This is a genomic window from Flavobacterium sandaracinum, assembly GCF_004349135.1.
GTDB lineage: Bacteria > Bacteroidota > Bacteroidia > Flavobacteriales > Flavobacteriaceae > Flavobacterium > Flavobacterium sandaracinum.
Genome location: NZ_SMFN01000018.1, coordinates 1 through 21,549, shown reverse-complemented (window position 1 = coordinate 21,549; position 21,549 = coordinate 1). Strand labels below are relative to the sequence as shown.

The 21,549-nt window shown below is 35.0% G+C and carries 14 protein-coding genes; 6 read left to right on the top strand and 8 right to left on the bottom strand.

What is annotated here, in order from left to right; translation table 11 throughout:
- The first annotated feature begins 69 nt into the window (after positions 1 to 69).
- Together E0F91_RS13555 and E0F91_RS13550 are read left to right on the top strand one after the other, a co-directional pair.
- The gene (locus E0F91_RS13555; RefSeq protein WP_132066999.1) at positions 70 to 606 is read left to right on the top strand and encodes an RNA methyltransferase; all 537 of its coding nucleotides are present in this window, start codon (positions 70 to 72) and stop codon (positions 604 to 606) included.
- A 106-nt stretch (positions 607 to 712) separates the two neighbouring features.
- On the top strand, positions 713 to 5,167 hold the full coding sequence (locus tag E0F91_RS13550; protein WP_132066998.1) for an Ig-like domain-containing protein: 4,455 nt from the start codon (positions 713 to 715) through the stop codon (positions 5,165 to 5,167).
- A gap of 6 nt (positions 5,168 to 5,173) precedes the next feature.
- On the opposite strand, the gene folK is transcribed toward E0F91_RS13550, so the two are convergent.
- A complete protein-coding gene (gene folK, locus E0F91_RS13545) occupies positions 5,174 to 6,310 on the bottom strand; it encodes a 2-amino-4-hydroxy-6-hydroxymethyldihydropteridine diphosphokinase (RefSeq protein WP_132066997.1) in 1,137 nt (378 codons plus the stop codon).
- Positions 6,311 to 6,448: 138 nt separating this feature from the next.
- Between folK and sppA the strand changes: the two genes are divergently transcribed.
- Positions 6,449 to 8,209, top strand: coding sequence for a signal peptide peptidase SppA (sppA, locus tag E0F91_RS13540; protein WP_132066996.1), 1,761 nt, complete (start codon positions 6,449 to 6,451; stop codon positions 8,207 to 8,209).
- A gap of 193 nt (positions 8,210 to 8,402) precedes the next feature.
- The gene (locus tag E0F91_RS13535) at positions 8,403 to 11,021 is read left to right on the top strand and encodes an AsmA-like C-terminal region-containing protein (RefSeq protein WP_132066995.1); all 2,619 of its coding nucleotides are present in this window, start codon (positions 8,403 to 8,405) and stop codon (positions 11,019 to 11,021) included.
- Positions 11,022 to 11,264: 243 nt separating this feature from the next.
- Here the strand turns inward: E0F91_RS13535 and E0F91_RS13530 are convergent, their stop codons facing one another.
- Positions 11,265 to 12,059: a DUF2797 domain-containing protein gene (locus E0F91_RS13530; RefSeq protein WP_132066994.1), complete on the bottom strand. Its 795-nt coding sequence runs from the start codon at positions 12,057 to 12,059 to the stop codon at positions 11,265 to 11,267.
- Between the two features lie 94 nt (positions 12,060 to 12,153).
- Here E0F91_RS13530 and E0F91_RS13525 point away from each other — a divergent pair, with 94 nt between their 5' ends.
- Complete coding sequence (locus E0F91_RS13525; RefSeq protein WP_132066993.1) at positions 12,154 to 13,677, top strand: GH3 auxin-responsive promoter family protein; 1,524 nt, start codon at positions 12,154 to 12,156, stop codon at positions 13,675 to 13,677.
- Positions 13,678 to 13,794: 117 nt separating this feature from the next.
- Positions 13,795 to 14,160: a hypothetical protein gene (locus tag E0F91_RS13520; protein WP_132066992.1), complete on the top strand. Its 366-nt coding sequence runs from the start codon at positions 13,795 to 13,797 to the stop codon at positions 14,158 to 14,160.
- 471 nt (positions 14,161 to 14,631) lie between these two features.
- Here the strand turns inward: E0F91_RS13520 and serB are convergent, their stop codons facing one another.
- From serB to E0F91_RS13490, 6 genes are all read right to left on the bottom strand, one after another.
- Positions 14,632 to 15,870: a phosphoserine phosphatase SerB gene (gene serB / locus E0F91_RS13515; RefSeq protein WP_132066991.1), complete on the bottom strand. Its 1,239-nt coding sequence runs from the start codon at positions 15,868 to 15,870 to the stop codon at positions 14,632 to 14,634.
- A gap of 162 nt (positions 15,871 to 16,032) precedes the next feature.
- Positions 16,033 to 17,265, bottom strand: coding sequence for an ATP-dependent Clp protease ATP-binding subunit ClpX (clpX, locus tag E0F91_RS13510; protein ID WP_132066990.1), 1,233 nt, complete (start codon positions 17,263 to 17,265; stop codon positions 16,033 to 16,035).
- Between the two features lie 166 nt (positions 17,266 to 17,431).
- Entirely contained in the window at positions 17,432 to 18,106 is a 675-nt protein-coding gene (gene clpP, locus E0F91_RS13505) for an ATP-dependent Clp endopeptidase proteolytic subunit ClpP (protein WP_091202765.1), read from the bottom strand.
- A gap of 398 nt (positions 18,107 to 18,504) precedes the next feature.
- Positions 18,505 to 19,830 (bottom strand): trigger factor, encoded by a 1,326-nt coding sequence (locus E0F91_RS13500; protein ID WP_132066989.1) that lies wholly within the window; start codon positions 19,828 to 19,830, stop codon positions 18,505 to 18,507.
- A gap of 442 nt (positions 19,831 to 20,272) precedes the next feature.
- Entirely contained in the window at positions 20,273 to 20,971 is a 699-nt protein-coding gene (locus tag E0F91_RS13495) for a hypothetical protein (protein ID WP_132066988.1), read from the bottom strand.
- Positions 20,972 to 21,346: 375 nt separating this feature from the next.
- Positions 21,347 to 21,549, bottom strand: a 203-nt coding sequence (locus E0F91_RS13490) for a hypothetical protein (RefSeq protein ID WP_132066987.1), incomplete at its 5' end; no start/stop codon positions are given.

Genomic DNA, 21,549 nt, shown 5'->3' with positions numbered 1-21,549 from the left:
TTAGAAAACAATAAAAAAAAGCTCCCTCCTTGTCGGGAGCTTTTTTATGCAAAAAAATCCCAAAAAAATATGAGAAAGCTTGAAAACAGCGAATTGGATCGAAAATCCATTGAAGCTTTTAAACAATCGGAAAAAACACCACTTATTTTGGTTTTAGATGATATCCGCAGCTTGCATAATATTGGTTCTGTGTTTAGAACTGCTGATGCTTTTTTAATTGAAAAAATTTATTTGTGCGGCATTACCGCTACTCCTCCTAATAAAGAAATTCACAAAACAGCCCTTGGCGCCACTGAAACAGTTGTTTGGGAACATCAAGAGAATGTTCTTGAAGTAATCGAAAAATTAAAAAAAGAAAACGTAATCACACTTGCCATAGAACAAGTGGAAAGCGCTATTTTTCTACAAAATTTTGAAGTTAAAAAGGGAGAAAAATATGCTTTAGTTTTTGGAAACGAAGTCTATGGCGTTTCTCAAGAAGCAGTTGCCTTGTGCGATGGTTCTATCGAAATCCCGCAATTAGGCACCAAACATTCTTTGAATATATCCGTTAGTGCAGGAATTGTAGTTTGGGATTTGTTTCAAAAAATGAACTGGAATTTGTAAGTTTGTTTTAAATCGATTTTTCCCAATTTTTTTCTATCATTTCATGAAAAAACTATACCACCTTATTACACTATTCTCTGTTTTTTTTTGCTGTGCCCAAAATACTTTGATTCCAGATGTAAATTTTGAAAGTGCACTAATTAATAAAGGCATTGATAGTGGAGCTATTGATGGAAAAGTGCTTACTGATAATGTGAGTGGAATTACTAGCTTAGACATTTCGGCTAACAATATCACTGATTTAACCGGAATACAGGATTTTGTAAGTTTGACTTCTTTAGAGTGTTCCCGAAATAAATTATCGAGTTTAGATTTAACTAACAATACCTCATTGACTCTATTAAATTGTTGGGGTAACAACATAACGAATTTAGATCTTACAAGAAACACCAGGCTGACCTACTTGTCTTGTTTCCAAAATAAATTAACAAGTTTAGATCTTAGCAAAAACACCCTTTTGAGTCAACTATTTTGTAGTTGGAATGAACTGACTAGTCTAAATTTAAAGAACGGCAACAATAGAGATTTATTTGCTTTAAATGCATTTAATAATCCAAATCTAACCTGTATTCAAGTAGATAGTGAAGCAGTTTCAAATTCTTGGGATCCTTCCAAAAAAGATGCCGCCGCCCGTTATTCTGAAGATTGCAGTAGAACTACAGCTACAATCGCGCCACCCGTAATTACCGCAACAGGAAATCAAACCTATTGCCCAGGAACTTCTTTAAAAATAGTTGAAACCATTTCTATTACCAATGACCCTTCTAAACCTAGCACCGATGCTATTTACATTCAAATCTCTTCAGGATATGTTTCTGGTCAGGATTTATTAGCACTAGCTAATCCGCTTTTACATCCCACAATTACCACATCTTGGAGTTCTTTAGAAGGAAAATTAAAACTATATAGTCCAACAGGAATTCCGGTTACTTATTCAGATTTTGAAACCGCAATAAAAGATGTAACATTTACTAATTCGTCAATATCTCCCTCTGGAACTAGAGATTTTTCTATTAATTTAGGTTTTGGTTCAGCCAATTACTTGCCTTCAAATGGACATTTTTATGAATATGTTCCGAGTTTAGGAATTAATTGGACAAAAGCAAGAGATGAGGCTGCAAACAAAATATATTATGGCCTGAAAGGCTATTTAGCAACATTAACAGCTGCAGATGAAGCTCAATTAGCAGGAGCTCAAGCACCAGGAACTGGATGGATTGGCGGCAGTGACGTAGCAACAGAAGGCACTTGGAAATGGGTAACAGGTCCTGAAGGGCTTGCTAATGGAGGAACTGGAATTACTTTCTGGATTGGAAAAGGCACTGGCACAACAACACCTCCCTTTAATTATGCTAATTGGAATACGTCTGATAATGAACCAAATGACTCTAACAACAACGAAGATTATGCTCATATAACAGCACCTGCACTTTTACGTCCTGGTACCTGGAACGATCTTAGAGAAACTGGGGATCCAATTACAAACCCTAATTATTATCCCCAAGGTTATATAGTTGAATATGGTGACATGCCAGGAGATCCAATTCTTCAAATATCAGCAAGTACGACAGTTACAATTCCTAAAATAACCAGCACAACTCCCAGTTCTATTTGCGGATCAGGGGTTGTTACTCTTCAATCAACTGCAACTGATGGTACCGTGGATTGGTATGCTACGCCAACTGGAGGAACAAAACTATTTACAGGAAATTCATTTACAACTCCAACTCTTACCACTACAACTTCTTATTATGTTGATGCCTCAAATGGAAATTGCCCAAATGGTCCAAGAACTGAAATTATCGCCACTGTTAAAGCTTTGCCTAATTTACCTCAAATCGCAATATCTTCTACAAGTCCCGTTTTATATTGCCTGAATGCACCAGCTATTCCTTTAGCTGCAACCGCCTCGACAGATTGCTTTTTAAATTGGTACACTTTGCCAACTGGAGGAGTTCCTTCAACTACAAGTCCTACACCCCTTACAACAATTGCAGGTTCCACCACTTATTATGTAAGTCAAACAAACACAGTAAACGGTTGCGAAAGTCCTAGGGCTGCAATTATAGTAACTGTAAATCCATTACCTACTGCACCAATTGTGAGTAATGCAAACTATTGTACTAATGAAACTGCTGTGCCTCTAACAGCAACAGCTTCTGCAAATTGCACTTTAAATTGGTACACAACAGCTTCGGGAGGGACATCTAACCCAACAAGTCCTACCCCTTCTACTACAACTTTAGGCTCAACAAATTACTATGTGAGTCAAACCATAACTTCTACAGGTTGTGAAGGACCAAGAGCTGAAATCATTGTAATTGTGAATCCATTACCGACGGCTCCAATAACAAGTAATATTGACTATTGTCAAAATGAAGTGGCAATTCCTCTAACAGCAACCGTTTCGGCAAATTGTACTCTTAATTGGTACACAACTCCAACAGGCGGGACCTCAAGCGCAACAAGTCCTACTCCGTCGACGGCCACTGTAGGCACAACAAAATATTACATTAGTCAAACCATCACAGCTACTGGATGTGAAGGACCGAGATCTGAAATCTCAGTAATCATTAATCCATTGCCGATAGTAAAAGATGTCGAAATTATCCAATGTGATACTGATTTAATTGTAGATGGAAGGACATTATTTAATTTAACCGTAAATAACAATGTAATTTCAGCAAACTCTATTAATGAAACCTTTACTTATTATACTTCGCTAAACGGAGCCAATAATGCCGTTTCAGCTGATTTGATTTCAAATGAATTGGCTTTTGAAAATACAACTCCAACAGTAATGGATGTTTGGTCAAGAGTTACCAACAAAATAACTGGCTGTCATAGTGTTGCCAAAATTACTTTGAAAGTTCCCGCAACGAATATTCCACCTACTTATAAAATTCCCTTTGCTCCGGTTTGTGACGATTTTTTAGACACTAATGGAAATAATAATACTAACAATAACAATCGTGATGGAATTTCCACTTTTGATTTCTCTAAGACAAAAGCGATTATAGCAGGACTATTACCTACTTCTGATGTTTATACTATTAATTACTACAAGAACGAAGCGGATGCCTTGGCAGAAACTAACGTAATTACAGATATTTCGAATTATAGAAATATTGGCTACCCTAATTCTCAAGATATTTGGATACGGATTGACAGTGATTTGGATAATGCTTGTTATGGTTTAGGCCCGTATTTAACTTTAAGTATTGAAGCTTTACCTGTTGCAAATACAGTTGTTATTCCTCGACAATGCGACGATAACAACGATAGAATATTTACATTCAATACTTCTTCGTTGGAATCTGATTTATTAAAAGGACAAACCAATGTAACGGTTACTTATTTCGATCAAGCCAATAATCCTCTGAAAGATGCCAACGGAGTTTCGATTACAAGTCCATTTCCAGCAAATTTCACATCAACTTCGCAAACCATTAAAGCGGTTGTAACCAATAATACAACTCAACAATGCTTTGATGAAACCACCATAACATTTATTGTAGATGCTTCGCCAATTGCTAATGCTGTTCCTTCAGCCCTTACAACAACTTGTGACGACGAAGCGAATCCAATCAATCAAGATGGTCAATTTGCTTTTGATACCTCATCATTTGAAACCACCATTCTTGGCGGACAAACTGGAATGATTGTCAAATATTACGATCAAAACAATATGCTTTTGCCAAGTCCATTACCCAATCCATTTGTAACCAATACACAAAATATTACTGTAAATGTTCAAAACCCATTAAACACGATTTGCACGGCATCGACGACATTAAATTTTGTTGTCAACCCTATTCCAAATATTGACTTGAATTTGGATGGCCTTTCAAATGAACTAGTTTGTTCCAATCTTTCGAGCTTTTTTGTAACGCTGGATGCAGGTATTTTAGATGGTTCGCCAACAAGTAATTACGATTATATTTGGACGAAAGATGGAATAATTGTTGGGACAAATTCCCCAGCATTAGATGTAAATACCGTGGGAGATTATACCGTTGAAGTAATCAATAATGCGGGTTGTAGCAGAATTAGAACCATCGCTGTCACTGCATCAAATATCGCAACTATAGTCTCTGTGGATGTTGTAGATTTAACAGATAATAATACCATAACTATCAATGCAACTGGACCTGGAGATTATGAATACAGCTTGGATGACCCCAATAATTTCTGGCAAGATTCCAATTTTTTTGATAATGTGCCTGCTGGAATTCACGAGGTTTTCATCAATGACAAAAACGGTTGTGGTATCGTTAGTCAAACTATTTCTGTAATAGGAGCGCCAAAATTCTTTACACCAAACAGCGATGGTTATAATGATTATTGGAGTATTAAAGGAATAAATGACACTTTCAATTCAAAATCGATACTCTACATTTTTGACCGATACGGAAAACTCTTAAAGCAATGGGTTCCTAATTCAAGTCAAGGATGGGATGGCACTTTCAATGGAACACCTTTGCCATCAGATGATTATTGGTTTACCTTGAAATTAGAAGATGGAAGAGAAACAAAAGGCCATTTTACTTTGAAAAGATAAAGTATTTTATTTACTAATTTTCTTTCGTATTTGTTCTAAAATATACAGATAGTCTTCTTGATTTTTTACAAAATCTCGGTCCGATACGTCTATTATCAAAACATTTAAATCGGTTTGCGATTTGATGTAATCCAGATAACCACTGTTGATTTTATCTAAATATTCGGCTGGAATTTTCTGTTCATAGCTTCTGCCGCGTTTCTTTATATTTTGCAAAAGCCGTTCTGAATTTTGGTACAAATAAATATATAAATCCGGTTTTGGCATTTCTCTGTAAATGATATCAAAAAGATTGCGATACAAACGATACTCATCTTCGGCTAAAGTTATTTTGGCAAAAATCAAGGATTTAAAAATATGATAATCGGCAACCAGAAAGTCTTTAAACAAATCAAATTGAGCCAAATCATCGGATAATTGCTGGTATCTATCGGCAAGAAATGACATTTCCAGCGGAAATGCATACCGGTTTTGGTCTTTGTAGAATTTAGGCAAAAATGGATTGTCGGCAAAACGTTCCAATACGGTTTTCGCATTAAAATCCTCCGAAATTTTTGTAGCCAAAGTAGTTTTTCCTGCACCAATATTTCCTTCAAAAGCAACGTAATTAAATTGCTCCAAAGAGATATTTTGTAATGGACTTCTCAAATCTTGAACAATTGTACAAAGACTTTCATCTGGTGACAAAGCCACTAATTCCGAAATATTTTTTAGAAGAACGGGATGTTTCCAATCTAAATTCAAATCTTGAATAGGTAGCAAAACAAAATTCCTATTTTGCATCAAAGGATGTGGAATTTGGAGTTTTTCTGACTCAATAATTTCCTCATCAAAAGCAATTAAATCAATATCAATTGCACGAGATTGATACCCTTGATTTTTATTACGTGAGCGTCCCAATCGCTTTTCAATTTTTAAAACCTGGGCCAAAATTTTATGAGCTGAGGAAAAAGTATGCAAAACCAAAGCGCAATTATAAAAAGCATCACTTTCAAAACCCCAAGCTGGAGTTTCGTATAGTCTAGAAACTTTCAGAACCGTACCAATTTCCTGATGTATCAATTCCAAGCAACGCTCGACATTTTCTAAACGATTGCCTTGGTTACTTCCTATCGATAAAATGACCTGATGTTGTGATTTCATAATTAGGTGCAAATTAACTAAAAGAATTTTAGAATAAGCAATATATTTGTATCCGCTGTTGATTTTTGAACGTAGAAATTCTAAACCATTGTTTGTAACATTTCTATGTTTTTTGCGACTTATTAAAAAAATATAATTATGAGATTTTTAGGAAATGTATTGGCTACCATTATAGGTATTTTTGTTTTTTTCATGTTGTTCTTTTTTGGAATTATACTCATTGGGGCTATTTTTGGTGGTGAATCCGAAGGTGTTACTGTAAAAAACAATTCGGTTATCGAATTGAATTTGGAAAACATACAAAATGATTATGCCGGAAAGTACAAAGATCCTTGGGTAACTATTTTTTCAGAAAACAAAAAGGTAGGCGTTACAGATATCATCAATGCCATTGAAGAAGCAAAAACGGATAATGACATTAAAGGCATTTCTATTCTAAACAATGTTTCGTCATTAGGCATGGCGCAAAGTAAAGCTTTGAGAGATGCGTTAGAAAGTTTTAAAAAATCAGGGAAATTTGTAATGGCGTATGCCAATTCGTATTCTCAAAAAGAATATTATTTGAACTCCGTTGCCAGCCCAATTTATATTAATCCGGTTGGAGAAATGGATTTCAAGGGATTATCTTCTGAAATTATGTTCTTTAAAGATTTTCAAGAAAAATCAGGATTGAAAATGGAAGTTATTCGCCACGGAAAGTATAAAAGTGCTGTGGAACCGTTTTTAGAAAATAAAATGAGTGATGCCAACAGGGAACAAACAACAGCATTATTAAATTCTGTTTGGGGTTCCATCACTGCTGACATCGCAAAAAGTAGAAATATATCAGTAGCAAAATTAAATGAAATTGCCAATGGGCTTCTTGCTCGAACTCCAGAAATGGCAAAAGCACAAAAATTAGTTGACATTATTGCCTATGAAGATGTATACCATAATGCCATCCGAAAAGCGCTTAAGGTAGCCAATGACGAAGACTACAACACTGTATCCGTTGTGGATTACGCGCAAAAAATCGCTACAACCTCACAAACTTTCGACAGTTCAGATCAAATTGCCATTATTTATGCTCAAGGAGAAATTTTGAGCGGTGAAGGCGATGTAAATGTGATTGGAGAAGGTTCTATGCGTCGTTCGTTACAAGAAGCTCGAAAAAATAAAAATGTAAAAGCCATTGTGCTACGCATTGACAGTCCGGGTGGAAGCGCTTTGACCTCTGATTTGATTTGGAGAGAAATTGAATTGACCAAAAAAGTAAAACCAATAGTCGTTTCTATGGGGAATTATGCAGCATCAGGTGGGTATTATATTGCTTGTAATGCGAATACTATTTTTGCCGAAGCCAATACCATTACTGGCTCCATAGGTGTTTTTGGCATACTCCCTAATTTCACTCCATTGGCTACTAAAATAGGTATCTACACAGAACAAGTAAAAACCCATGAAAATTCGGCAAATTATAGTCCTTTTGTTCCAATCGATGAAAAATTCAAAGCGGTTACTTTAGAAGGTGTAGAACACATTTACAAAACCTTTGTTACTCACGTAGCACAAGGTCGGAAAATGACATTTGCACAAGTGGACGCCATCGCGCAAGGGAGAGTTTGGACTGGCTCAGAGGCTTTGAAAATTGGACTAGTAGATAAAATTGGAGGCTTAGATGATGCAATTGCAAAAGCGGCTTCTTTGGCAAAAGTGAAAAGCTACAGCACTCAAAATTATCCAGAATACGAGAAAAACTTTAATGATCTTTTAGCTAATATTCCTTTTGCAAAATCGAAAGCTGATTTCATAAAAGAAGAAATAGGAGAAGAAAACTATCGTATGATGCAGGAAATAAAAAAGCTGCAAGCACGAAAAGGAATTCAAGCCATCATGCCGTTTGAAATCAAGATTAATTAATTTTTAAAATATCCATTCAAAATCCGTTTAAATAATCATTTGAACGGATTTTTTTTTAAATCGAAAATGTAAACCAGACCGCTGCACCAAACTATTAGTGAATTCAATATACACTCCTAAATTATATTCCACTATTTTTGTGGCTGTAGGGCATCATTTTTGCTAAATGTATCAATCTAAAGAAAATCAAATTATGCTAAAGACAATTTTAAAAATTATTGGAGCTCTTATTATCCTGTTCTTAGTTGCATTATTTACCATTCCTTACTTTTTTAAGGATCAAATAAAAGCTAAAATTGCTGAAGCAATCAATGAAAAAGTGGACGCACGAGTTACTTTTTCGGATGTGGATTTAAGTTTGATCAAAAGTTTTCCAAATGCAAATGTTTCACTTGAACAATTAGTGATCATAAACAAAGCGCCTTTTGAAGGTGATACTTTAGTTTCTTTGGGCGAATTAGATTTAAAAATGTCTATCAAAGAATTATTCAAAGGCAAAGAGGAAGCTATAAAAATTGACGGAATCACCTCAAAAAATGGATTGATCAATATCATTTTCAACAAAGACGGAATCGGGAATTATGATATCGCCTTAAAAAATCCAGAAACTACCAAGGCTGGCAAAAGTGATCCATTATCACTAACGATTAAGAATTATGCTGTTGAAAATTTCAAGTTTCGTTATTTTGATGAAAAATCAAAAATCAAAATGGTGATTGACAGCATCAATCATGAAGGTGTTGGAGATTTTGCAGCCCAAAAATTAGATTTGGTTACCAAGTCCACTGCGAAAATCACTTTAGATTTGGACAAAGTCAATTACATGAACAATGTTGCCTTGACCCTCGATGCCGTTTTAGGAATTGATTTAGAAAAAAGTAAATATACCTTCAAAGAAAACAAAGCGTTAATCAATCAATTGCCGCTTGAATTTGATGGTTTTATTCAAATGGTGGAAGCGGGTCAGCAATACGATTTGAAATTTAAAACGCCAACTTCTACCTTCAAAAATTTCTTGGGAATTATTCCGGCGGCGTATGCAGCTAGTCTGGACAACGTGAAAACAACCGGAGATTTTACCGTAATCGGTTTTGCAAAAGGCTTGTATTCTGATACCACGGTACCAAAATTTAATATTGAAATTGCTTCCAATAACGCCTCCTTCAAATACCCTAACTTACCAAAAACAGTTCAAAACATCGTTATTGACACTAAAATCATCAACGAAACAGGTATTCTAAATGACACGTATGTCAACTTAGACAAACTCTCTTTCAAAATTGACCAAGATGTTTTTAATGCCAAAGCCGATATTAGAAACATTACTCAAAATGCAATTGTCGATGCTGTTTTAAAAGGAACTATCAATTTAGCCAATCTTTCGAAAGCGTATCCTATAAAACTGGACAAGCCCTTATCCGGAATTTTAAACGCTGATGTGACGACAAAATTTGACATGCAATCTGTAGAGAAAAGTCAGTACGAAAACATCAATAATGCGGGAACTATGAGTTTATCCGGTTTCAAGTATGCAGATGAAAATGGCAAAACAATGAACATTAGCACTGCTGTAGTTCAATTTAATCCTAGCCAAGTCAATTTGAAAGAACTGAACGCAACTACCGGAAAAAGTGACATTAGTGTAACCGGAGTTTTAGAGAATTTCTACGGATTTATTTTTAGAAACCAAGAGTTGAAAGGAAATTTTAACATGAATTCGAAACAATTAGCCGTTGACGATTTCATGACAACTGGGGAACCCGCGAAAACGGAAACAGCAACGGCTAAAAAACCTGATGCCATGAAGATTCCTGCGTTTTTAAATTGTACGCTTACCGCAAAAGCGACTACGGTTTTATATGATAATTTAACCTTGAAAGACGTATCAGGAAAACTAATCGTAAAAGACGAAAAAGTAACTTTAGAAAATGTGAAAACATCTATTTTCGGTGGAACAATTGGGGTGAATGGAGCTGTTTCCACAAAAGGAAAAACACCCGTTTTCAATATGGATTTAAAATTAAATCAAGTCGACATTGCACAGTCGTTCACCCAACTGGATATGTTGAAAAAAATAGCGCCAATTGCGGGAATCATCAATGGAAAATTAAATTCAAGCATCAAATTAAACGGAAATCTTGACGCAACGGAATTTACTCCTGACTTGAAAACGCTTACCGGAGATTTATTAGGACAACTGCTTTCTACGACGGTAAACTCCAGTAATTCTACTTTATTGACGGCTTTAGGTTCTAACTTGAAATTCATTGATGTGAGTAAAATCAATTTGAATGATTTGAAAGCTGCTGTGACTTTCAAGGACGGAAAAGTGAATGTTAAACCATTTGACATCAAGTACAAAGACATCAAGGCAACAATTGGAGGGACACATGGTTTTGACCAAAGCATGAATTACAATTTAAAATTTGATGTTCCAGCTAAATATTTGGGTTCAGAAGCCAATGCATTAATTGCAAAATTATCTGCTGCTGATGCTGCTAAATTAGAAAGCTTCCCGATAAATGCGGTATTAGTAGGTAATTTTACAAATCCTAAAATCACCACGGATATTAATAGCGCAGTAACTAAATTGACGACTCAATTGGTAAACCAACAAAAAGACAGATTGGTAAAACAAGGAACGTCAGCTTTGACAGACTATATCAATAAAAATAAGAAACCTGGAGACACTACTAAAACAGCTACTCCTGCTGTGCCAGCGACTAAGGAAGAAGTAAAAGCGAAAGCCTCTGAATTATTAAATGGATTGTTTAATAGAAAGAAAAAAGTAGACACTACAAAAGCGAACTAAGAACACTTTATGAAGCAAGAAAGAGGAATTTCACTATGTGACATTCCTCTTTTTTATTGTGAATACATTTGTACAAGAGTGTTGTAATGTACAAATATGCTGTTGTCACTGGATTTTTTTGCGTAAAGGATGGCAGCGGCATCCTTTTATGGAGCCTGCGGAATAAAAGATATAGCGGACAGCCTGACCTTTTTTTTAAATTTTTTTCAATTTTAAAAAAAGGATACGCCCAAGTGCAACTGCCTAAACTGAAAAGGTAACAACATACCCCTCGGAACCACGAATATTGAAAACCGTTCCATCTTCAAAAAGCAAATACTGTCCTTTTATTCCGGTCAATTTTCCTTGAAAGTGAGGCGATTTATCCAAACTTAAACTTGCCACTTTAGTAGGATATTCTAGAACGGGATAATGCATTTCGTACAAGTCATTCTTCTGCGAATAAAAGTATTCCTGAACTTCGGTTGGGATTAAATTTTCGACTTTCAATCGTTCCGCAACTAAATCAATTTGCTCCACATTATTCGTCAACATTTTTCTCCAATTGGTTTTATCGGCATAATGGTTTTTCAACGCTACCTCGGTAATTCCGGCCAAGTATCGGTTAGGAACTTCCACAATCGAAATAGCCTGTGTCGCACCTTGATCAATCCATCGGGTGGGCATTTGGGTTTTGCGGGTCACTCCAACTTTGACTTCACTTGACAAAGCCAAATACACAATATGTGGTTGCAACTGCACTTTCTCTTCATACGCCAAATCACGATCTTGAATCCCAAGATGAGCGGTACTCAGTTCTGGTTTCATAATCCAATCGCCTACAGCCGCACTGGAATAGAAGCAATCATAACAAAATCCCTGACGGAATATCTTTTTCTTCTTGCCGCAATTCAAACACTGAAAGCCTACAAAACTAATTTCTAGATTCTTGTGCAGCAATTGGTTTACATTCAAAAAACTATTTTCGAAAACCAGATAATATTGAATTGGGTTTCCAAATTCAGTTTGCATTTTTTTGAGTACACCTTCGTATGTCATTGTGATTAAAGTTTCGGGTTTAACGCAACAGTTAAACAAATTTTGTTATTTTTGGTAAAGTTATAACTCACAATTCATAATTCATAATTTAAAAATGCCACTAACCATAATCAATTCGTTTGCCTCATGGGTTCTCAAACAAAGAATTCATCAGATCGAACTTTTCTTGAAATATCCAAATGAAGTTCAGGAAGAATTGCTTATGAATTTAATCCAATCTTCTAAAAATACTGTTTTAGGCAAAGAATATGATTTTGCAACAATAAAATCCTATGCGAATTTTGCAGAGCGAGTTCCAATAGCAACTTACGAAGAATTGCAGCCGCTAATAGAAAGAACGCGCAAAGGTGAGCAAAATGTTTTTTGGGAAACACCTATAAAATGGTTTGCCAAATCAAGCGGAACAACCAATGCCAAAAGCAAATTTATTCCCGTAAGCAACGAAGCTTTAGAAGATTGTCATTATAAAGGCAGTAAGGATTTATTGTGTTTGTATTTGAATAACAATGAAGATTCGGAGTTGTTTCTGGGTAAGAGCTTGCGTCTGGGCGGTAGTTCCCAAATTTATGAAGACAACAATACGTTCTTTGGCGATTTATCCGCAATATTGATTGAAAACATGCCTATTTGGGCGGAGTTCAGCAGTACGCCCAGCAACAAAATTTCCTTGATGAGCGAATGGGAAACTAAAATTGCTGCGATTATCAACGAAACCAAAAACGAAAATGTAACCAGTTTCGCCGGAGTTCCTTCGTGGATGTTGGTTTTAATGAATAAAATGCTCGAAGAAACGGGCAAAGGAAATTTATTCGAACTTTGGCCCAATCTGGAAGTATACTTTCATGGCGGCGTAAATTTTGAACCGTACCGCGAACAATACAAAAAAATACTCCCTAAAAAAGACTTTAAATACTACGAAATATACAATGCTTCTGAAGGTTTTTTTGCCATTCAGGATTTAAATAATTCCAGTGATTTATTATTGATGCTGGATTACGGAATTTTTTATGAATTCATTCCAATAGATACTTTTGGCACACCGGATCAAAAAGTAATTCGGTTGGCAGATGTAGAATTATTCAAAAACTATGCTTTGGTAATTACAACTAATTCTGGCTTGTGGCGTTATTTAATAGGTGATACCGTTCGTTTTACTTCTTTAAACCCATATCGCATCAGGGTTACGGGACGAACCAAGCATCATATCAATGTTTTTGGCGAAGAATTGATGGTCGAAAATACAGATCAGGCTATTGCCAAAGCCTGTAAACTTACCCAAACCGAAGTTGTTGATTATACCGTTGCACCTATTTTTATGGAAGGCAAAGAGAAAGGCGCTCACGAATGGATGATCGAATTTAAAAACAATCCTGCTGACATCAATCAATTTCAAAAAGCATTAGACGAAGCAATTCAGTCGCTCAATTCTGATTATGAAGCGAAACGCTATAACAATATGACTTTAAATCCTTTGGTCATTAATGTAGCTCGGAAAAACTTGTTTTATGATTGGTTAAAAGATCGTGATAAACTGGGCGGGCAGCATAAAATACCAAGATTATCCAATCAAAGGGATTATTTAGAGCAGTTGAAAAGCATGCAGTTTGAAAGGGTATAAAAAAAGATTTTGTAAAAAATCATGACAAAGCATAAAAAATTAAAATAATGTTTTCTAATCTTAAACACATTTCGAGTAAGATTTTTAATTCGATTTTGAAAATATAAAATTTAAATTATGAATTATAAAATTATGATTTTAGTTGTTTTTTATATGTTATCTGTAAATTGCAAATCACGGCAAACAGCTGGTAATTACGAAACAATTGAAATTTATAATTTAGCATTAGGGAAACAAGCGTTCATGCAGAATGATTTGGATTTACTATCAAAGCTTACTAATACTAACAAAATTCATTTTGGTTCTAGTTTATATGGCATATATCAAAGACAAAAAATTGAAATACCAATAAATGCTAAATATTTTAATTTTGAAGCAATTCTAACAAATTTAGATTCTGTTAAGAATCAAAAAACAAATCTTCGTGTCCAAAAATACAATTACAGCGGTAAAGAATTTTATATCGCAATAAAAAAAGAATAAAAAGTTTTTGAATAATAAGTTTGATATAGTTATAATTTTAACACATCAAACAAGAAAATAAACATTATGATAGAATCGGTTATTACTCTAATCCCAGCATTTTTTATTTTAATCATTTCAGTTATTCTGATTGATTTGTATTTGTTAGTTAGAAAAACACTTAGACTTAAGATAAAATACTATTCTGAAAAAGTGAATAAAATTGAAACTACGGAATTTCAAGATCTTTCAACAAGCAACGATCAGTAAAACCTGTACCTACATTAAATAAAAAAGTTATACAAAAATCACTTTTCGGACTACCTTATTTATTTTAATACAAGGGTTGGAACTTTTTTTGTGCCGTAGGTACAAAACATTAATTATTGCGTACCTATGGCACGCTAAATTCATTCAATTTCATGTTTTCTACCTGTATTTAATGCCTAACGGCATATTACCGACAATGATTCGTATCGTTATTATAGTATTTTACTCCTGCTCCATCATATCGATATGCCTGTCATGATAGCCCAACAAATACAAAACACCATCCAATCCTAAACTAGAAATAGAACTTTCTGCTTTTTCTTTTACCGTAGGTTTGGCATGAAAAGCAATTCCTAAACCTGCTAAGTTTAACATTGGTAAATCATTGGCGCCATCTCCCACCGCAATGGTCTGGTTGATATGAATGCCTTCTTTATCAGCAATGGCTTGAAGGTATTCTGCTTTCTTTTTACCATCAACAATTTCGCCTAAATAATTACCAGTTAATTTACCATCAATGATTTCTAATTCATTGGCGTGAACGTAATCAATCCCTAATTCCTTTTGCAAGTATTTCCCAAAAAAGGTAAATCCTCCTGACAGAATTGCGGTTTTATAGCCGTAATATTTCAAGGCTTTCATTAAGCGGTGCGCTCCTTTAGTTATGGGAAGATTTTCAGCAACCTTTTGCAATACCTCTTCACTCAAACCTTCTAATAAAGCCATTCGTTGTTTGAAGCTTTCGCTGAAATCGATTTCACCGTTCATGGCTGCTTCTGTAATGGCTTTTACTTGCTCACCCACACCAGCTAACTCGGCTAATTCATCAATGACTTCGGTTTGAATCAAGGTCGAATCCATATCAAAACACACCAAACGGCGGTTTCTTCGGTACATATTGTCTTCTTGAAACGAAATATCAACATCTAACGTTCTGGAAATTTCCATAAAACTAGCGGTCATAAACGTTTTATCTACAATAGTTCCCGTAACTGATAATTGTATGCAGGAACGCGGAAACTCCTCTTTTTCCAAAATAGAAACCCTACCGGTTAATCTTTTGATTGCGTCAATATTCAAATTTTGGTTTGACAGTATTTTTGTGACAGCTGCCAATTGAACCGCCGTTAATGTCTCACCCAAAACATTGATAGAGTAGCGTTGCTTTCGTTGTCCTTTGACCCATATTTCGTAATCAGCAATCGAAATCGGTATGAACTTTACTTTCACACCCAATTCATAGGCTTTAAACAATAAATCTTTTAGAACAGGAGCGGAAGAAGAACCCGCTTTTATTTCAAATAAAATACCTAAAGAAAGTGTGTCATGAATATCGGCTTGACCTATATCTAAAATAATGGCGTCATAATTTGCCAAAATAGATGTCAAACCAGCGGTTACTCCGGGCTTATCCTGACCTGAAACTTTTAGTAAAATTACCTCTACCTCTTCTATTTGCATTTTGTATATATTTGATTTAGAATGGACAAAAATCGACAATCTGACGTTGATAAAAAAAAATAATGTTCCTTTTTTCAAACAATAACAAATAGTGTAATTTCCCCATAAAAAAACCTGTCCAAATGAATGAACAGGTTTGTATTTTTAAGAAAAATGCATTTTTTACGATGCAATCTCCAAACGTTTCAATAAATTTTTATTCAATGTTTCTTTAGCATATTCTACATCTATTTCTAAAATTTTGTCATCAGAACTTGGTAATTCATACATCGCATCAGTTAAGATGGCTTCGCATAAAGAGCGCAATCCACGAGCTCCTAATTTATATTCTAATGCTTTATCCACAATAAAATCCAAGGCTTCGTCAGTGATGGTAAAAGTTACTTCATCCATCAAAAACAATTTCTCGTATTGTTTGATTAACGCATTTTTAGGCTGTGTCAAAATCGCACGCAAGGTTTCTCTATCTAAAGGATCCATGTGTGTCAATACTGGCAAACGACCAATAATCTCCGGAATTAATCCAAAATCCTTGATGTCTTTCGGGATGATGTATTGTAGTAAATTTTCTTTGTCAATATTATCCACATTTTTTGAAGTAGAATACCCCACGGCCTGACGGTTCAATCGTTTCGAAATAATTCTTTCGATTCCATCAAAAGCACCACCAGCAATAAACAAAATGTTTTGCGTGTTCACCTCAACAAATTTTTGGTCTGGGTGCTTGCGTCCTCCTTTTGGTGGAACATTTACAACGGTTCCTTCTAGTAATTTCAATAAGGCTTGTTGCACCCCTTCACCCGAAACGTCACGCGTAATAGACGGATTGTCACTCTTGCGTGCAATTTTATCTATTTCGTCAATGAATACGATTCCGCGTTCTGCTTTGGCTACATCATAATCAGCAGCTTGTAAAAGACGTGTCAAAATACTTTCGACATCTTCTCCTACATAACCCGCTTCAGTAAGAACGGTCGCATCCACAATGGCTAAAGGAACGTCTAACATTTTTGCAATGGTTTTAGCCACTAATGTTTTTCCTGTTCCAGTTTGACCCACCATGATGATGTTACTTTTTTCAATCTCTACTTCATCGTCTAATTGCTGTTGCATCAAACGTTTGTAGTGGTTGTAAACTGCCACCGACATTACTTTTTTAGTTTGGTCTTGCCCAATTACATATTGATCCAAAAACGCTCTGATTTCTTTTGGTTTTTTCAAAATCAAATCACCAACAATTTTTGAACTTCCGCCAGATTTTAATTCTTCTAAAACAATTCCGTGCGCTTGTTCGATACATTTATCACAAATATGTGCATTGATACCAGCAATCAATAAACTAGTTTCTGGCTTCTTTCTTCCACAAAACGAACATTCTAATACTACTTTTGCCATTTTTATTTAGTTACAAAGATTCAAAGGTACAAGGGTACAAAGTCTACAAAAGGACTCTGAAAATCTATCAACCCGAAACTTCATTTTTAATCTATTTATTTAATCTCAAAACCACAAATTGCCACCTTTGAAACTCAGCTCCTTTGCAACTCTGAATCTTAAAAATCTATCCTCTTATTAAAACCTCATCAATCATTCCATACGCTTTTGCTTCTTCAGCAATCATCCAATAATCACGTTCACTGTCCGTATGAACTTTGTCAAATGTTTGTCCAGAGTGCTGCGAGATAATTTTGTATAACTCATCTTTCAATTTCAACATTTCACGCAAGTTGATTTCCATATCCGTAGCCACTCCTTGCGCTCCACCTGACGGTTGGTGAATCATTACTCTTGAATGCGGCAATGCCGAACGTTTTCCTGCAGCACCTGCACATAAAAGCACTGCTCCCATAGAAGCTGCCATTCCAGTACAAATAGTCGCTACATCTGGTTTGATGTATTGCATGGTGTCATAAATTCCTAATCCTGCGTAAACACTTCCTCCTGGAGAATTCAAATAAATTTGAATATCCTTAGAAGCATCAGCACTTTCCAAGAACAATAACTGTGCTTGAACAATGTTTGCAATTTGGTCATCGATTCCTGTTCCAAGGAATATAATGCGATCCATCATCAGCCTAGAGAAAACGTCCAATTGTGAAATATTCAACTGACGTTCTTCGATGATATATGGAGTCATGTTTTTAGGAGTCATTGCGCCTACGATTTTATCGTAATACATCGAGTTTACGCCGTGGTCCTTTGTAGCAAATTTTTTAAATTCTTTACCGTAGTTCATATTTTATTGTTCTAAGTTTTACGTTATATCTTATGATTCCATTTAATGCAAAGGTCATACCTCTTTATAAATGATGTCAATATGTCTTATTTTTTAGCCCAGATGGGAGTAAAAAGCTTTTTGAATTCCGTTTTTTAGTTTTTTTATTCTTGCAAAGCGACTGAAAGAAGCTCTTGCAGGAATTTAAAAAACTCAAACGGAAGAAAAAACTTGAAACGTACAGCTGGATTAGCTCCTGAAATTAATTCAAACAAAAGAGCGTCAAAAAAATATTTTTCTGACGCTCAAATATAACTATTTTTTATTGTTTACAATCTGTAATCAAATCATAAAATTTTAATAATCTCTAGCGCTCTTAGGGCTTTTGACTTTCGAATTTATGACAGTACAAACGCTATTTATTCTCCGTAAGACGCAGCAATAAATTCGTCGTAAGTCACTTCTTTAGTTGTTGGGTTTGCTTTTTCTTTGAACAATTCCAATAATTTCTCTGCCACCACTTGGTCAGAAAGTCTTTTAACCTCGTCTTGGTTAGACAAAACTCTAGCAACAATTCCTTGAACTTCTTCGTCCGTAGGATTTGTTTGTCCGAATTGTGCCATTTGTTGACGGATGTTTTTTGTTGTGAATGTTTTCAAATCTTCAAAAGTGATTTTGATATCCGATTGAGCCATTGCTCTACCTTCGATCAATTGAAAACGCAATCCTTTTTCAGAACGTGCATATTCCACTTCAGCTTCCTCAGGAGATAATTTTTTCTCTCCTACAGTTTGTAACCATTTTTTTAGGAATTCAGCTGGTAAATCAAACTTGGTGCTTTCGATTAAAAACTCAGTAACATCCCCTAATAATTTTTGGTCTGCTTGCGTAGCAAATTGAGATTCTGCATCTTCTTTGATTTTTGCTTTCAATTCTTCTAATGAAGAAACTGTTCCAGCTCCAAACAATTTGTCAAACAATTCTTGGTTCAATTCCGCTAATTCAGCCGTGTTGATTGCTTCAATTGTGAAAGCTACCTCCACTTCTAAACCGTGAACGTCATCATGACTTACTTTCATCACGTCCATCAATTGATGATCGTCTTCAAATAAACCTTTTGTATTTACAGTCACTACATCACCTACTTTTTTACCTATGAAAAGGTCAAAAGTCGCTTTGTCTTTGAAAAGATCAGCAGCAATAGTGGTAGCGTTATTAATTCCTTTTTCTTCGTTTGTGAATGTTCCTGTTACATCTGAATCTGCAGCAACAACTTCTTGAGGAATTGCAGTTCCAAATTGTTTTTGGATTCTTTCTACTTGACCTTCAATCAATTTATCATCCGCTGAAACTACATATTTTACGATGTCATTTTTAGCCTCTAGATCTAAAGTGAAGTCAGGAACCAAACCAATTTCATATTCAAAAACCAATTCTTCCGCATCCCAAGAAAACGCTTCGTTTACTTTAGGAAGAGGTGTTCCAAGCAAGTTTAGTCTTTCTGATTGCACAAAACGCTCAAGCGCTAAGTCAACTACTTTAGTAACTTCTTCTTGTTTGATTGCTTTTCCGTATTGTTTTTCAACAAGGTCTTTAGGCACAGCGCCTTTTCTAAAACCTTTAACCGTTGCCAAAGGCATTTTTTCGTTTATTCTTTTTGCTACTTGACCTTTGTAATCCATTTGAACTACAGTCATTACAATTGTCTCGTTTACAGCGTCTATTGCTACTCTTTTGATATCCATCTTCTTCTTTACTTTACATTATAATTTCGGTCTGCAAAATTATAAAATTTTTACCAGCCAACCAAGTTTTTTCCGCCCGAACCTTGTGTATTGAATTCCAACGGATTCTATCTCCAAAATTCTAGGATAATTAGAGTGATTTGGGCGTGTCGCACCTCCGTTTGGCTGCGGTGCGTCAGGCTGTACGTTCCCGCTTTTATGGTTTTGCCCTGCGGGACAAAATCATAAAGAGCTCCACTGCCATCCTTCACGCGGATTATGGTATTCAACAATATGAAGTTGCTTTGATAGTTTGTAAGAAAAAATTTTAATATATTTGAAAACAGATAAAACGAAACAAAGTAGCGCAAAGCCATCCAAAATTGGGTGTATAAGCGCTACTTTGTAGCGGATATATACAAGTTGGTGGAAAGCTTGTGAGAAACAGAAGTGCTAAAGATAACTAACTTACTTTTCTATTTTCATACGTAATAGACGCTTGAAGTTTTGAAAGTAGAATATCTATTTCAACATTATCTATTTTTCTGATATTAGTTATATTGTTCTGAATTGTTCCGCCAAATTCTATGTTTACTTTATAATTTTTGAATTCTGTTAGATTGTTTAATCCGTTTTTAATATACTCAACTTTTTCAATTTTAAATTCAGCGTCATTTTTAACAGAAGTACTTAAACAACAAGTTGTAAAATCAGAAAAAGCGATTAAAGCGTAATACAAACTCATCTCTGTATTTTTATCATCAACGTATTTATTGTATAAAGTTACATAGAAGTTACCCTGATTATAATTTAAACTAAACTCAAAATCATTATGCTTAACCCTTATGTCATTATAGTTCTTCTCATTGGTATTCTTAGCTTGGCGTACCTCGGCTCTGACTTCATTGATTTTAAGTCTAAACTGCTTGAGGACATCGAGAAAGACACTTTTACCGAAGAAATAGGTGAAAACTCCAGCGAATACAAGAGCAAATCCAATAACGCTTAAAATTAATGTTGTCGAATTACTAATTTGTTCGTTTAAAAAATCATCTTTGTAATTTAATTTATTATTGGCTACATTCAAGGTTATTTTTGAACAAGGGTTTTTCAAAATATAGACCTCATTTGAAAGAGAATTAACCGTAGATTGTAAAGACATTAATTTTACATAAGAAAACGTAATTACAGAAATTAATAAAAATATCAATATTGAAATTGTAAAATTCTTTTTCATAAATTGCGTAAATTAGAAAGACGAAAGTAAGAAAATATTATTAAATTGCAACGTGGAAAAGTGTAACCGACAAGAAAGCCATCCACCAACAGCTACTAAGCGCAATAGCGGGAATCGGCTGAAATTAAAACGGTTTTGTACTTGCCGAAAAAAGTAACAACAGATAAAACAGTAAATTTAACCCCGCTACATCGCCTAGTAGCAAAACGTCAGGCTGTGAAAAAACTCCGTTTTTCACTTAAGTACAGCAAAAATCATCGCTGTATACTTCAATATAAGCACGCTAAACAAGCTTGTTTTTTAAGCAGCAATTGCTAAGTCCAATCCGAATAAGTCGTTAAAAAGCCTTAAAATAGCCCTTTTTAAAACAAGAACACCTTTGGTTTTGTAAGGTGACTTCCAGTTCTTGAGTTTGGCAATTAAATCTGGTACGCCCAGTATATTTATCGAGCGTTTGATGTTATACACGAGCATAATCAAACTGTGTTCGCCATTGACTTTTT